Origin of the sequence: Siphonobacter sp. SORGH_AS_1065 (assembly GCF_030818595.1) — a bacterium.
Taxonomy (GTDB): Bacteria; Bacteroidota; Bacteroidia; order Cytophagales; family Spirosomataceae; genus Siphonobacter.
Genome location: NZ_JAUTAM010000004.1, coordinates 2,006,615 through 2,021,684, shown reverse-complemented (window position 1 = coordinate 2,021,684; position 15,070 = coordinate 2,006,615). Strand labels below are relative to the sequence as shown.

Here is a 15,070-nt window from a genome sequence, read left to right as displayed (position 1 = left end):
GAATCTGAATAAATTCTAAACCGGGCGTGTTGGATAATGTAGGAACGCGAATTTCGCCCAAATCCCCCGGAAAAGCGAGCCTATTTTTTTAAATATATATGTTTTGATGCAATTGTTTAGAGATAATTTCGCGTTCTCGTAGTACGTATTGATGATCAGGATGTTGAAGAATAAGTTAGTTTTTCTGGGAATGTGTGGCCTGCTGGCTCTGACAGCCTGGAAATCTCCGATAGATACCTCTAGTTTTAGTGAAGTAACGCTTGCCGACTCTACCCATGAAGTTCGCTCGAACGCGGATGTCACCAAAGTTTCTGCGGCTCAGTTGTGGGTAGATAGTACGCTTGCCGGCATGAACCTGGACGAAAAAATCGGCCAGTTTTTTGTGATTGGGACTTACTCCAATCGTTATGAATCGTATTATACCAGCATTGATCGATTGATTAAGGCTTATCATATCGGTGGCGTCATTTTCTTTCAGGGCGATCCTTACTCGCAGGCGGAGCTGAGCAATCGTTACCAGAACCTTTCCAAAGTACCTCTACTGGTCTCTCTGGATGCTGAGAATGGGCTGGGCATGCGGTTAGCTCTGGGCACCTCTTTTCCGCACCAGATGACGCTCGGAGCGATTCAGGATAATAACCTGATCTATGACATGGGCATGGAAATTGGTCGTCAGTGCAAACGCATTGGCGTTCAGATGAATTTTGCTCCGGTGGTAGATGTAAATTCTAACCCCCTTAATCCGATTATCGGGTATCGTTCCTTCGGAGAAGATCCGAATAACGTTGCCGAAAAAGGGAAAGCGTATGCCCGGGGATTGCAGGCGGCAGGTGTACTGGCTTGTGCCAAACACTTTCCTGGTCACGGCGATACGCAGACCGATTCGCACCGCACCTTACCCAAGGTTGGGCACGATCAGACTCGTCTGAATCAGTTTGAATTACCGCCTTTTAAAGCTTTGATTGACGATGGGGTTGCCAGCATTCTGGTAGCTCACCTGGAAGTTCCGGCGTATGAATCCCGGCCTATTGCTTCTACGCTCTCTGCTCCTATTGTAACTGATTTACTAAAAAACCAGCTCAAATTCAATGGCTTAGTCGTTACCGATGCCATGAACATGCGGGGTGTTACGAAAGGAAAACCAGCTCCCGATGCCAATTTACAGGCCCTACTGGCGGGTAATGATCTTTTGTTACAACCAGAAAGTGTGGGTGCTTCCATTGTGAAAATCAAGCAGGCTATTACCAGCGGACAGATTACGGAAGACGAGATTAATCGCCGCGTTCAGAAAATTCTTTACGCCAAATACAACGCCGGACTCGTTCCTTTCCAGACCATTCCTGTGGACAAAAACCTGGTGAAGGAATTGAAAACGCCGCAGTCGGAAGCCCTACGGGAACGCTTGTACGAAAATGCCATCACGCTGGTTAAAAATGACCGAAAGCTGGTACCGCTGGTTCAGTTAGATACTTTGAAAATTAGTGCGGTTGCGGTGGGTGAAAGCGAAAACAACGTTTTTCAGAACACCTTACGTAAATATGCCAACGTGAAGTGTTATACCAACGGCACCAAAACCGACGAACGTTTTTACGCCGAAATGCTTAGCAAGCTTGATTCCAGTGAGGTTGTGATTGTGAGTCTGCACGAAATGCGGCAGAAAGTAGCTCAGAATTACGGCGTATCCTGGGCTTCTGTTGACTTTGTGAAGAAACTAGTCAAGCGAGGTAATCAGGTTATTGTTTGTGCGTTTGGTAACCCTTATAGCCTGAAAAATTTCCCGGAAGTGCCTACCTTACTCTGCGGTTATGAAGGCGATCCCTTCGCTCAGAAAGCCACCGCAGAAGTAGTGTTCGGAGCTTTACCCGCCCTGGGTAAGTTACCCGTTTCGGTGGAAGGACTTTTCCCGGTTGGGCATGGATTAACGACGCAGGCCATCGGGCGACTTACCTATGGCCTACCGGAGGAGGTAGGCATGAATAGTGGCAAGCTTCAGACGATTGATAACATTATGAACGAGTCCATCCGAAAGGGGGCTTTTCCCGGCGGGCAGGTGGTGATCGCTCGAAAAGGCCGGGTCGTTTGGGAAAAAAATTACGGAAAACTCACCTACGCTCTCACGCCGTTCGAACCCGTGCGAGACACCACGCTATACGATCTCGCGTCCGTCACTAAAGTGGCAGCGACCCTGCAAGCCCTTATGCTGCTGAACGAAAACGGGGATCTGGATTTAAATCAAAAGCTTTCGTATTACCTGCCTGATTTGAAAGGGACGACGAAAGAAAACCTCATCGTTCGCGACGTATTAATGCACCAGTCAGGCTTGCTGGCGTATTTACCTTTCTGGGAAAAAACGAAACCCGAAGGCATTTTTAGTCCTGATTTTGATTTACGGGTTGATACGCTGAACTATACCTTAATGGTTGCCCGCGACCTGTGGACCAAACCCGCCACCATTGATTCCGTCTGGAAATGGGTCGTGCAAAGCCCCATGACTACTCAGCGGGATCGCAGTGGTCGATACAAATACATTTACTCGGATTTGGGTCTGATTATGCTGCGTCGTCTGGTTGAAAAAATTTCTAATCAGCCCCTTGATGCATTTGTACAGCAGAATTTTTACGAGCCGCTGGGCATGTATAATACCCTCTTCAGTCCGTTGATGCACGGAGTCATTGACTGGAAAATTGCTCCAACCGAAGATGATCGGGTTTTTCGGGAGACGCTTCTTCGCGGCACCGTTCACGATCAGAATGCCGCCATTCAGGGCGGTGTTTCCGGTCACGCGGGTTTGTTCAGTACCGCCAATGATCTCGCCATTTTGATGCAGATGAACCTGCAAAATGGATATTACGGAGGTCGCCGCTATTTCCTGCCCAACACGGTTCCGATGTTTTCCTACAACTATACCCTACGCAGTTACCGTGGCCTGGGCTGGGATCGAAACCCCGATGGGAATGGGAATGCCTATATTTCTTCGTACGCATCCAATCGCAGTTTCGGACACTCCGGTTTTACGGGTACACTCGTTTGGGCTGATCCGGCTCAGGAACTAGTCGTTATATTTCTCTCCAATCGGGTGCATCCTAATGCGAATAATAACCTCATTACCAGCCTTCGCATCCGTCGCCGGATTATGGATGCGGCTTATGAGGCCATCGAAAAAACGACGCTTTCGCAGAAATAATAAACCGTATGGATACCTTACAGAAACAGATTGCCCATGAGGGCTTTGCCGTTACTGAACCGATTTTTGAACCCTCGGAAATTCATACGCTTTTAGAACAAATTGCAGAATTAGACACCGATAAATCGACATTTCGTAAGACGAATGATTTATTTGCGATTCGTCAGTTTTTTAAAGAGGCTCCCGAAACCCTGGCAACCGTTTTCAATGAAAAATTAAAGACGTTAGTAGCACAAACTTTCGGCAAGGATTTTTTCATCGTTAAATCCATTTACTTCGATAAGCCCGAGCAATCCAACTGGTTTGTTGCCTATCATCAGGATTTAACGATTTCAGTAGATCGGAAAGTAGAGGAAAAAGGGTTTGGCCCCTGGACGGTGAAACAGAACCAGTTTGCGGTACAACCGCCCCTGACTATTCTGGAAAACAACTTCACCATCCGCATTCATCTGGACGATACTCACGAGCAAAACGGAGCCTTGAAAGTAATTCCGGGTTCGCATTTGAAAGGAATTTATCGGCCAGATACCATTGACTGGACTCAGGAAACCGAAGCAGTTTGTTCGGTTTCCGCAGGAGCCGTTATGTTCATGAAACCCCTGTTACTACACGCCTCCAGCCGAACAACGAATCAGCAACGACGTCGGGTCATTCACATTGAATGTAGTAACAGCCCCTTACCGGAATCCATGCAGTGGTCCGAGTACCTGAACCCGTTTTGAATGGTTACTCAGCCCTGATCAAAGTCACGCTCACTAACCCAATCAATACGTCATTCGCCAGAGCGGTTAACCTCAGTTCCTTCAAAGTTTTCGCAGGGTTTAGCGGTAGATCCAGAATCGTTGTGGCTCCGCCTTCCATTTCCTTTCCATTGAATTCTCCTGCTTTTTCACCATCCATTACTTCAACCGTTTTTAGATGCAATCGAGGTGAATGGACGGCTCCGGTAGAAAAAAGAGAAGGCCACATGTACCTTGGCGGGTGCCGTTTATGATGACAAATTCTTCGCCGTCGGGTCGGTAATTCGTTATGCCAGTTCTCTTTGGCTAATTGAATGGGGTACCATTTCTAAGCAGCCAGCGGAAATACAATTCTTGCATAGATGAACAAACTGAACCGAAGAAATTGCTGATGTATTTTGGTCATTACTTATCGACTAATCGTTTTCAGGAATGAGGAAAAGAGGGTTTTTCTGCGAAAAGGAGAAAGAATGAATTTGTGCTTACGGTCTTGAAAACATAAATGCCCGCTTTTAGCGTTACATTACTTCAACCGACCTTCTATGCGTTTTCCATCTTTTGCCCTGTATCTGAGCTTCTTTCTGGGGATAGGACTGCTTTTCCAGTCCTGCGTCCCTGACTTTCTATTGTCTAATCCAGACTGGGTAGTGATTGAAGCCTTTAATCATGAACCTACTTTCAAGCGAAAAACGGGGGTTTTGATCAGCCCGCGGGAGGTTTCTGCTACGGTTACGTTTGATAGTTCCTGCATTTATGATTTGCAAAGCGTAGATCAAAACGACTGGAATAAGGTCATTGGGTTGGGCTTTGTAGGTTCTAAAAATCAGAGTTTAGGTTCAGCACCCCATCAAGTGGATGGAGCTCGCGTAGGCTGGCGGTGGAATCCGGAAACGCAGAAAATTGATCTGGCCTGCTATGCCTATGTAGACGGCCAACGGACGGCTTTCAAGGTAGGTGAAACTGCGATTAACCAGCCCGTTCATTTGAGTATCAAGATTGATTATCACAAGAAAGAATACCGCGTCATGGAAGGCGAACCTGTACGCTTTACGCATAACAAGAAGTTTGCATATAAGACGGGTTTATACTTTGGCGGCAATCGCCCTGCTCCGCATAGCATTCGGGTGAAGATCGTGGATTGAGTTTGGTCTGGAATTGATGATTAGCTGTGTAGTCTTTTTTAACTGGAGCATGCTAATTCCAGCGGGGTGAATTTGGGTAGCCCCGGATGATAATTTGGGGACTCCTATTTCCCCGGGTTAACACCCGGGGCTATTCATATTTGACCCCGCTGGGGTCTTGTTGCATAAATAAGTTTAAATGGGTTTATCCTGAATATCGTGGCTGTTTTCCCTTGGTATCATGCAAATCCATCCATACTGGGGCTATTCATATTCCACCCATCTGGGCTTTATAGCAGGTATTTTTCGTCAAAGTCAATTCCGTGGATTTTTAGTAACTCCTTATATTCATCCGTGAAAGTTTTTCCCTGATGGTGTTCTTCCTGATTTTTAATGTATTCGATTAAAATCCATTTCTCTGTTTGAGAATAGGTAAAAGCTCCGTAACCCACCTGCCAGCCCCGAAAATCTTTGAATAGATTTTGTTCTTTAATATAGCTTGAACTGGAGAGTTTTAAGTTCTTGACCAATGCTGCTAATGCAACGGAGGGGTGAAGATTAATAGCTAAGTGTAAATGATCTTCAACACCATTGATTCGGTACACATGGCAGTTATACTTTTTCAGCACTCCCCACATATAAGAAAATAGACTACGCCGATTTTCTTTAAGAAGTGTAGGTTCTCTATGCTTAGTACAAAATACAATCTGATATAAGGTCTGCGTATAAGTATGCATTATTTTTTGATTGAAGGTTAACGCAAGATATTAAAATTAACCAAAAAATAAGCAATTATACTCAATTTTATATCTTCATATTTGGCAAAAGACCCCAGCGGGGTCAAATACGAATAGCCCCGGGTGCTAACCCGGGGACTCTCGACTCTCCCGATATGAATCCAGCTATTCCCTCACCGGTTTATCATCCAGTGCTATCCAGATCGAGGCTACCCAAATTACCCCCTCCAGGGTTAGTAGTTAGTATCCCCAAATCAAAAACCCTCCCAAAATCAGGCCTACACCTAATCCCGGAAGGGTTTAATGAAATGATTACACCATTACCAACTATAACTTCCCTTTCAAAATCGCAGGGCGTTCGTTGGCTACTTTCAATACCATCTCACCGAACAGCGTGTTTGACCAGGCAAACCACTTCCGGGTGAACTTAGCGGCATCATCTTTATTGAATGATTCGTGCATAAAGCCCGTTCCGGCATGCGTCGCTTTTTGTTGGCGTAACTGATCGCGAATCTCCGTATCACTTGTTGAAGTTAACGCACGCATCGTTACCGCAATCGGCCAGATGCTGTCTACCAGCGTGTGAGGGCTACCAATTCCTTCACCTGCTTTCCCTTTCGCGAAGTAAGGGTTTGAATCGCTTAAAATCAGTTTACGCGTATTCTGATAAATCGGATCTTTTACCGAAACCGAATCCAGGTAAGGTAAGGCCAGTAAACTAGGCACATTTGCGTCGTCCATGAACAGGGCGTTACCAAAACCATCTACTTCGAAAGGATACACCTTACCGAATTTCGGGTGCTCCACAATAGCATATTTCTTCAGAGCCTGATCCACTTCATCCGCCAGCGTCTTACATTCTTTTGCCAATGCCGCGTCACCAATTTTCTGGCTAATTTCGGCTGCCTGACGTAAGGATGCTACCGCGAAAAAGTTAGAAGGCACCAGGAAAGGAAACGTCGTAGCGTCATCCGAAGGACGGAAAATACTGGTAATCAATCCTACAGGCTTCGTTGGGTTACCCCATCCATCTCCAGGAACAGTATCCGTAGCCCAGGCCGTTTTACGGGTGAAACTATAAGGTCCGCGATTTTCCTTGCGTTGCTGTTCTTTGAACGTCTGAACGATCAGTCGAATCGCCTGTTTCCACTCATTATCAAACGGACTGGTATCGCCCGTCGTTTTCCAATACCCGTACGCCAGCCGAATGGGGTAACACAGCGAATCAATTTCCCATTTCCGCTCGTGCAGTTCGGGCTTCATTTTGGTGTTATCCGAATACCACTCACTATGCCCAGGACCGTTGTAAAAGGCGTTCGCGTAAGGATCAATCAGGATACACTTCGTTTGCCGACGAACTACCCCTTCAATCAGTTTTTTCAGAGGCTCATCGTCTTTCACCAGTGAAAGGTAAGGCCACACCTGAGCCGTACTATCCCGCAGCCACATGGCATCGATGTCACCCGTGATGACGAACGTATCGGGCTTGCCGTTTTTCTCGCTGTAATGAACCGTAGTGTCCAGCGTATTAGGAAAGCAGTTGCCGAACAACCAGGCCAGTTCTTCATCGGCAATCATTTTTTGTACCCGTTGAATAGTGGCTTCTACTGCTTTACTCGTGAAATTCCGCTTGGAAGCCGGAACCCGCACTTCGGGGAAACTCGCGGCCATACCCGACAGGGGAAGCATTAGACCCGCTCCGGCCAGAGCCGTGTTTTGTATAAAATCTCTACGATTCATGATTAAGTTGACTGTTTTCCGTTTAGAGTTTCAGGAAATATAGTTCGGAAGCCCCTTTTCAAACTCAGATCGTTAAGGATCATTTCCCGGCGATCCTTAACGATCCCCTCCTAACTACTTAGTAATAACGCCGAGTTCAGCTACGTTGGCTACCGTCTCGCTGGTATTTGTGGCTTCAACCGCTACAAAACGCAGGTATTGTGCCGAATGAGCTTTTTTAAATAACACGCGTTGTTCCAGCGGGTTATTCTGAATATTGTCGAAACGTCCTTCCGCTACCGCCTGCCCCCAGTTTTGTCCATCATCCGACAGGAAAACCTGATATTTATACACGGTACCGCGACGATGATCCGAAGCATCCGGCGTGTACGTGAAACCTTTCAGCGTCATTTTTTCTCCCAGATTCAGCGTTAGGGTATGGGGATATTTTTCATTTTTATCCGAAACCCAGATGGTCTTCACATCTCCATCAATGGCCCGATCTGCTTTTTGATCAATGCTCCATTTCGTCGAAGGAATGTCAAAATCAATCGAGGCTACCGGACCGCTCTGAGCCTTACCAAACGCTCGGGCTTTGACCGTTGCCGCCTGCGGTAATAAGAAGCTCTCCGTGTATAAAGCCGAACTAGCCCTGGGCTCTGAACCGTCCAGCGTATACCGAATTTCACGCACCGAAACGGGTGATTCAATACTCACCATCCCTTTCTGATTACGCTGAATGACCGGAGCTACTAACTGTTCGGGTTCTGCGTAAACGCCTAATTCACTAATCGTTACGGCAACGGGTGATTTCGTCACACGAACGCGGACTTTTTCCGTGGAGTAATACTTCGACAAACGCACTAGTCGTAAAGCACCCACGCTTGTTCCGGTATGTATTTCTTTCCACTGTCCGTTTTCCCAAACATCCAGCTTAAACTCCTCGATTCGCTGCCCTAAAGCAATCGCCTCCCGAAGACTCAAAATATTGAATGTAACGGGTGTTTTCCAGGTCAGGATGATTTCCGGTGTGGTTCCCTGGTCTTTGCTGGCCCAATAGGTCTGACGGTTATTATCGAGAATATTTTTCGTAGGGAAAGCCGCTCCGCGACCTTCTGTAGCCGAAACCTGAGCCGTTTTCGCCAGATTTGTTGCGAAGGTTTTGCGAAGTATATCACCGAAAGCTTTCAGAATAACTACATCGTCATTATGCAGTTGTCCGGTTTTATCAGGCGATAACCCTAAATCCAAAGCCGCTCCGCGACCTACACTTTTGTAATACAGTTCAAGTAACTGCTGAGGCGTTTTGGATTTCCCATCCTGACTGGCATGATAAAACCAGCCCGGACGCAGGGGAACGTCACATTCAGCCGGAATCCATTTCTCACCATTCCGCGTTCCTGTGGGAGCATCGTAGTCGTTAGCGTTGCCGGGTACGCCTTTGCTTTTACCATCGGCAGAAGTAGGCGTAAACGTTGCCCATGACGTTTCGTTGGCAAAACCTTTTTCGTTGCCCACCCAGCGAACATCCCAGCCTACATCGCTGAAAATGTTGGCATTAGGCTGTAGTTTCCGAGTAATCTGCCAGGTATTATCCCAATCGTAATACGTCAGGTTATTAATTTTCCGGGATTCGCGGGCACCGCCGTAATAGCCGTCCCCCCCGTTCGCTCCATCGTGCCAGGACATAAAGAGCGGACCATAGTTCGTATATAATTCCTTCAGTTGAGCCTGATAAATAGCGAGGTATTGATCTGTTCCATAAGCCGCATTATTCCGATCCCAGGGCGAGCAATACAGGCCCAGCTTCATACCATATTTTTGACAAGCCAGCATCATTTCCCGGACCATATCACCCTTTCCGTTGCGGAACGGACTTTTTGAGATGTTATAGTCCGTCGTTTTGGTAGGCCAGAGACAAAAACCGTCGTGGTGTTTCGCTACAAAGACAATTCCTTTAGATCCCCCTGCTTTAGCCGAACGAACAATTTGCTCAGCATCGAAATTCGTAGGATTAAAGATAGTAGGATTGGCATCCCCATAGCCCCATTCTTTGTCCTCAAAAGTTGTGGGCGTAAAGTGGACGATGTTGTAGACTTCCGTCTCGTGCCATTTCAATTGACGGGCAGAAGGGACGGCTCCGTAGGGTTTAGGGGCTTGCTGGGCAAGACTGCTGAGGCTCAAAAAACAGCCTAGAATAGGTATGACGAGCTTTTTCATTCGTTCTTGGAGGAATAGTGGGCTAAGCAGTGAAGCATCGCTTTTTTATGATTAGAAGAGCAAAGGTGGCGTTTCAGACTCTATCCAATAATAAAAAATTTTATTAATCTACGAAGGTATCTATTTACCCGAATTCGTTTCGGTTTGGACACTGAAAAAAATACTTAAAAGCGGTAACTTTACTTGTTTTTACGTTGTTAGGACCTCATGGCAGAAACCACTCTTCCCACAATATCCACCGAATCCAACGGTCAGGAACTTATCGAAATTTTAGGTGCCCGCGAGCACAATCTCAAAAACGTTGATTTAACCATTCCCCGAAACAAACTGGTGGTCATTACGGGCATCAGTGGTTCAGGAAAATCTTCGCTGGCATTTGATACCATCTACGCGGAAGGCCAGCGTCGGTACATGGAAAGCTTCTCGGCCTATGCCCGGGGATTTATTGGCTCGATGGAGCGGCCCGATGTTGACAAAATTGAAGGCCTCTCCCCCGTTATTTCCATTGAACAGAAAACGACTTCCAAAAACCCACGGTCAACGGTAGGAACCACGACGGAAATTTACGATTTTCTGCGTCTGCTTTACGCCCGTGCGGGTGAAGCCTTTAGTTATGTAACGGGCGATAAAATGGTGCAGTTTTCACAGGATCAGGTCATTGATCAGATTTTGAGAGAATACGAGAACCGTAAAACGATCTTACTGGCTCCCGTCATTCGGGGCCGGAAAGGACATTACCGCGAGCTATTTGTTCAGATTGCCAAACAGGGTTATACCAAAGTTCGGGTCGATGGCGAAATTCAGGACATCGTACCGAAAATGCAGCTTGACCGCTTCAAAATCCACGACATTGAAGTAGTAATTGACCGCATTATTCCCAAAGACGAAGACCGCTTCCGGCTGAGTCAGTCCGTAGGAAAAGCTCTGCAAATGGGTAAAGGTTTGATGTTGCTTCAGGATGACCAGGATCAAACCCGCTGGTTCTCGAAAAACCTGATGGACCCCGTTTCAGGCATCAGTTATGATGAGCCTGCTCCAAATGCTTTCTCGTTTAACTCCCCTTACGGCTGGTGCCCGACGTGTCAGGGTCTGGGCGTGATTGAAGAAATTACCATTGATTCGATCATTCCCGATAAAAAACTGAGTATCAGTCGTGGAGCCATCGCTCCCATTGGCGAATACCGGGAACTCTGGATTTTCAAACAACTGGAAGTGTTACTGAAGCCCTTCAAGGTTGGTTTGACGACACCCATTGAAAAATTCCCGCCCGAAGCTCTGGAAATGATGATGTATGGAACGGATGAACCCGTACCCGTACCATCTAAAAAGTACGAAGGAACCGAGTGGAATACTAAGTACGAAGGAATCATTAACTTCCTGAAACGTCAACAGGAAAGTGGTTCGGACAAGATTCAGGACTGGCTCAAAGACTTTCTGGTGATTAAATCCTGCCCGGAATGTAACGGTGCCCGACTGAAGAAAGAAGCCCTTTGGTTCAAGATTGATAACAAAAACATTGCCGAACTGGCAAACATGCAAATTTCAGAGCTGGCGTCCTGGACCATGGGGCTGGAAGACCGCATCAGTGATCGTCAGCAGGTAATCGGTAAAGAAGTATTGAAAGAGATTCGCAAACGAATTGGCTTTCTGCTCAACATCGGGCTGGATTACCTGACGCTGAATCGTCCCCTGCGAAGCTTGTCGGGTGGCGAGGCTCAGCGGATTCGTCTGGCCACGCAAATCGGCACTCAACTCGTTGGTGTTCTGTACATTATGGATGAACCCAGCATTGGCCTTCACCAGCGGGATAACGTCAAACTGATTCAGTCGCTTAAAGATTTACGCGATTTGGGTAATACGGTTCTGGTCGTCGAACACGACAAAGACATGATGCTCGAATCGGATTATCTGGTTGATATTGGACCCGGTGCCGGTCGCCACGGCGGCTCAGTCGTTGGACAAGGCACACCACAACAATTCCTCGAAAATCATTCCACTACTTCCGACTACCTGAGCGGACGCCGGAGCATTGAGATTCCGGCGGAACGTCGAAAAGGAAACGGCAAAACGCTGAAGATTAGCGGAGCGAACGGTAATAACCTGAAAAATGTAACCCTCAAGTTGCCGCTCGGCACGATGATCTCCATCACGGGTGTTTCGGGTTCGGGGAAAAGTACGCTGATTCACGAAACCTTATTCCCGATTCTGAATCAACATTTTTACCGCTCCAAACGCGAACCGATGGTCTACAAATCCGTTGAAGGACTGGAGCATCTGGATAAAGTTATTGAAGTAGATCAGTCGCCTATCGGTCGTACACCGCGTTCGAACCCTGCTACGTATACAGGTATGTTCAGCGACATTCGTACTTTGTTTTCGGAGTTACCCGAAGCAAAAATTCGAGGATACAAAGCCGGTCGCTTCAGTTTTAACGTCAAAGGCGGTCGCTGCGAAGGTTGCGAAGGAGCCGGAATGAAAAAGATCGAAATGGAGTTTCTGCCGGATGTTTACGTCCCTTGCGAAGTGTGTAAAGGCAAACGTTTTAACCGCGAAACCCTGGAAGTACGTTTCAAAGGTAAATCCATTTCCGACGTGCTGGACATGACCGTAGAACAGGCCGTAGAGTTTTTTGAAAACCAGCCCAAGATCCTCCGTAAAGTTCAGACCCTGAACGAAGTAGGCTTGGGTTACCTGACGCTCGGGCAGCAAGCGACTACCCTTTCCGGCGGTGAAGCTCAACGAGTGAAGCTGGCCGAAGAGTTATCGAAAAAAGACACGGGCAAGACGCTGTATATCCTCGACGAACCTACCACGGGCTTGCACTTTAAAGACATCGAGCATTTGCTCAACGTGCTTCAAAAGCTGGTTACGAAAGGAAACACCGTCCTTATTATCGAACATAACCTAGACGTAATTAAGGTTTCCGACTGGGTGATTGACTTAGGCCCCGAAGGTGGTAACGGTGGCGGCCAGATCATCGCCGAAGGAACACCCGAAACCGTAGCCAAAGTAAAAGGTAGCCACACGGCGAAGTTCCTAAAGATGGAGTTAGCTTAATCACTCATCCAATAGCAACAAAAAAGCTCTTCGAATGGAAGAGCTTTTTTGTTGCTATTCATTTCCCTGACCTGCTAGTTGGTATACAGAGCAAAGCGAAGGACCTTTTCTATAAAATTTCATTAACGTTATCAGGATCGTTTTCTTTCCACCCGTAGTCGATCAAACAAACGGATGAATTCCTGACACGCTTGTTTGGAAGCCAGCTTTACCTCACCATAAGCTCGTCGAAAGCCCGGGTCCTGTTCCATTGTTATAGCCGTCCCTTTTTGCAGAAAAAACTGGACAGCATACGCTCCATCCTGCTTTTTCCAATCCATTAACGTCGTTTCATCCAGCGGAATAATCCACTGGTTGATCTGCACCGCATACTGCTTTTCAGGTACATAGACTTTTGCAGTATCCGAGGTTTGCTGGAGTAAAGTCTGCATACGAACCACACTCGCCGTAGGATGGCTCTGAGCTAGGCCTCCAACCGTTGCCAGACTCATCATAAGTAAGATACAGGTGATGAACTTCATGCTTATCAAGTTGTTAGTTTGTCCGAAGATGTCTGTTTTGTCGAATAGGTTGCTTCGATCTCCTGCCCCAGATGCTTTTTATTGTACCTGTCATCCAGAGCGAAGCAAAGGAACTTACTTACTTTTCGAACGTACTTGATCATGAGGGAACTTTAGTAATGCTGAAGTCGCCTGATTCTACAGAAGGTCTTCGTTCGAGAGGACAGGTTAATGAATCTTCGATGAAGCTATTCTGATTTTTGTACGATCATTAAATCATTTAGTAAGCCTGATGTTTCACGGGCTTTGAAGAGTTTACCCACTCTATTATCTTTGGCAATACGTATACTTTTCCTGATTCTTTATTTAGAAATGAGATATTTTATCATAGCCCTTACTCTTTTTATTTTCGCTCAATGCAGCAAACAAAGACCCTTTATTAAGACCACAAAAAACGTTCAACTTGATACATTAACTCTATTCGATACGAGCAGAAACAGAAGTATTCCGATTGCTATATATCAGCCTAAAAGTAACCTAAATGGTATTCCTATAATCTTCAGTCATGGGTATGGGCAGAATAAGGGTGGAGCGTATTTAGAATATTCGTACCTGACTGAATTCTTAGCATCAAAGGGATATTTCATCATTAGCGTCCAGCATGAGTTACCAACGGATAGTCTTCTACCGAGCACTGGAAAACCGCAACTAGTTAGACGATCCAACTGGGAAAGAGGAGTTCAGAATATTCATTTCGTCTTACAGGAAATGAAAACCAAATATCCGACATTGAATTATGCTAAATTAGCACTAATGGGTCATTCCAATGGAGGCGATATGACGGCTTTATTTGCTCATCTATATCCCGATTTTGTGAGCAAGGTTATTACCCTGGACAATCGAAGAATGGGATTACCCAGAACATCTAAACCTCAACTATTTACCTTACGATCCGCGGATTATCCTGCCGATGATGGGGTGTTACCTACAGATACAGAAGCTCAACAACTCGGTATTAGGATTCAGTTCACCCCTATTAAGCACAATGATATGGATAATGATGCCAGGCCAACAGAGCGGGAATATATTCAGAATAGAGTGTTAGCGTATCTAAGGAAATAATAAATCCTTACAGTTAACTCTTATTCACCAAAGCCAGTAAAGCTATTTGTTTGGGCTTGTATATGTTCAACAGCTAGACCTTAGTTCAAACTAACCTATACTAAAAAATGGAACACGACAAGAAATACCTATTCACATCCGAACGACTTGGATTTAGGAATTGGGAACTGGCAGACATTGACAAAATGCACGAAATAAATTCAGATGAAAAAGTAATGGAATTTTTCCCAGGTATTCCAACAAAAGAACAGACCACTGAATTTGTTGGTCGAATGAAAAAGCAATTTGACGATAAAGGATTTTGCTACTTTGCAGTGGATAAACTTGAGGATAATGAATTTATTGGTTTTATAGGACTTTGTGAGCAAACGTATGAAGCTGAATTCACTCCCTGTATTGATATCGGCTGGAGAATAAGAAGGAGTGAATGGAATAAAGGTTTCGCAACAGAAGGGGCGAAGAAATGCCTTCAATATGCTTTAAATGAATTAAAAATTGAAAACATATATTCAGTTACACCAAAAATCAATACAAAATCAGAACGTATTATTGTAAAAATAGGTCTAGAAAAACAATATGAATTTGAGCACCCGTTGTTAATCAATAACGAAAGACTTAAAACTTGTGTCTTATATAAAACGGAGACAAAAGCTAAACTATTTTAGAGCTA

11 protein-coding genes are annotated in these 15,070 nt (G+C 45.8%); 6 read left to right on the top strand and 5 right to left on the bottom strand.

Annotated features, from left to right (window positions below; genetic code table 11):
- Positions 1 to 160: 160 nt before the first annotated feature.
- Complete coding sequence (locus tag QE390_RS09090; RefSeq protein ID WP_307141918.1) at positions 161 to 3,184, top strand: glycoside hydrolase family 3 N-terminal domain-containing protein; 3,024 nt, start codon at positions 161 to 163, stop codon at positions 3,182 to 3,184.
- A gap of 8 nt (positions 3,185 to 3,192) precedes the next feature.
- On the top strand, positions 3,193 to 3,906 hold the full coding sequence (locus tag QE390_RS09085) for a phytanoyl-CoA dioxygenase family protein (RefSeq protein WP_307141917.1): 714 nt from the start codon (positions 3,193 to 3,195) through the stop codon (positions 3,904 to 3,906).
- Positions 3,907 to 3,910: 4 nt separating this feature from the next.
- On the opposite strand, the gene QE390_RS09080 is transcribed toward QE390_RS09085, so the two are convergent.
- Positions 3,911 to 4,153 (bottom strand): hypothetical protein, encoded by a 243-nt coding sequence (locus QE390_RS09080; RefSeq protein WP_307141916.1) that lies wholly within the window; start codon positions 4,151 to 4,153, stop codon positions 3,911 to 3,913.
- A 313-nt stretch (positions 4,154 to 4,466) separates the two neighbouring features.
- Here QE390_RS09080 and QE390_RS09075 point away from each other — a divergent pair, with 313 nt between their 5' ends.
- Complete coding sequence (locus QE390_RS09075; RefSeq protein ID WP_307141915.1) at positions 4,467 to 5,066, top strand: hypothetical protein; 600 nt, start codon at positions 4,467 to 4,469, stop codon at positions 5,064 to 5,066.
- A gap of 269 nt (positions 5,067 to 5,335) precedes the next feature.
- Here the strand turns inward: QE390_RS09075 and tnpA are convergent, their stop codons facing one another.
- The 3 genes from tnpA to QE390_RS09060 all read right to left on the bottom strand — a co-directional run bounded on the left by tnpA (position 5,336) and on the right by QE390_RS09060 (position 9,721).
- A complete protein-coding gene (gene tnpA / locus QE390_RS09070; RefSeq protein WP_106637303.1) occupies positions 5,336 to 5,782 on the bottom strand; it encodes an IS200/IS605 family transposase in 447 nt (148 codons plus the stop codon).
- A 327-nt stretch (positions 5,783 to 6,109) separates the two neighbouring features.
- Positions 6,110 to 7,522: a glycoside hydrolase family 125 protein gene (locus QE390_RS09065; protein ID WP_106637302.1), complete on the bottom strand. Its 1,413-nt coding sequence runs from the start codon at positions 7,520 to 7,522 to the stop codon at positions 6,110 to 6,112.
- A gap of 114 nt (positions 7,523 to 7,636) precedes the next feature.
- Complete coding sequence (locus tag QE390_RS09060; RefSeq protein ID WP_307141914.1) at positions 7,637 to 9,721, bottom strand: alpha-L-fucosidase; 2,085 nt, start codon at positions 9,719 to 9,721, stop codon at positions 7,637 to 7,639.
- Positions 9,722 to 9,928: 207 nt separating this feature from the next.
- Here QE390_RS09060 and uvrA point away from each other — a divergent pair, with 207 nt between their 5' ends.
- On the top strand, positions 9,929 to 12,778 hold the full coding sequence (gene uvrA / locus QE390_RS09055; RefSeq protein ID WP_307141913.1) for an excinuclease ABC subunit UvrA: 2,850 nt from the start codon (positions 9,929 to 9,931) through the stop codon (positions 12,776 to 12,778).
- Between the two features lie 131 nt (positions 12,779 to 12,909).
- On the opposite strand, the gene QE390_RS09050 is transcribed toward uvrA, so the two are convergent.
- A complete protein-coding gene (locus QE390_RS09050; protein ID WP_307141912.1) occupies positions 12,910 to 13,299 on the bottom strand; it encodes a hypothetical protein in 390 nt (129 codons plus the stop codon).
- Positions 13,300 to 13,611: 312 nt separating this feature from the next.
- Between QE390_RS09050 and QE390_RS09045 the strand changes: the two genes are divergently transcribed.
- Positions 13,612 to 14,400, top strand: a complete 789-nt coding sequence (locus QE390_RS09045) for an alpha/beta hydrolase (protein ID WP_307141911.1) — start codon at positions 13,612 to 13,614, stop codon at positions 14,398 to 14,400.
- Between the two features lie 107 nt (positions 14,401 to 14,507).
- Positions 14,508 to 15,065 carry a GNAT family N-acetyltransferase gene (locus QE390_RS09040; protein WP_307141910.1) on the top strand — a complete coding sequence of 186 codons (558 nt, stop codon included), beginning with the start codon at positions 14,508 to 14,510 and terminating at the stop codon, positions 15,063 to 15,065.
- Positions 15,066 to 15,070: the final 5 nt, after the last annotated feature.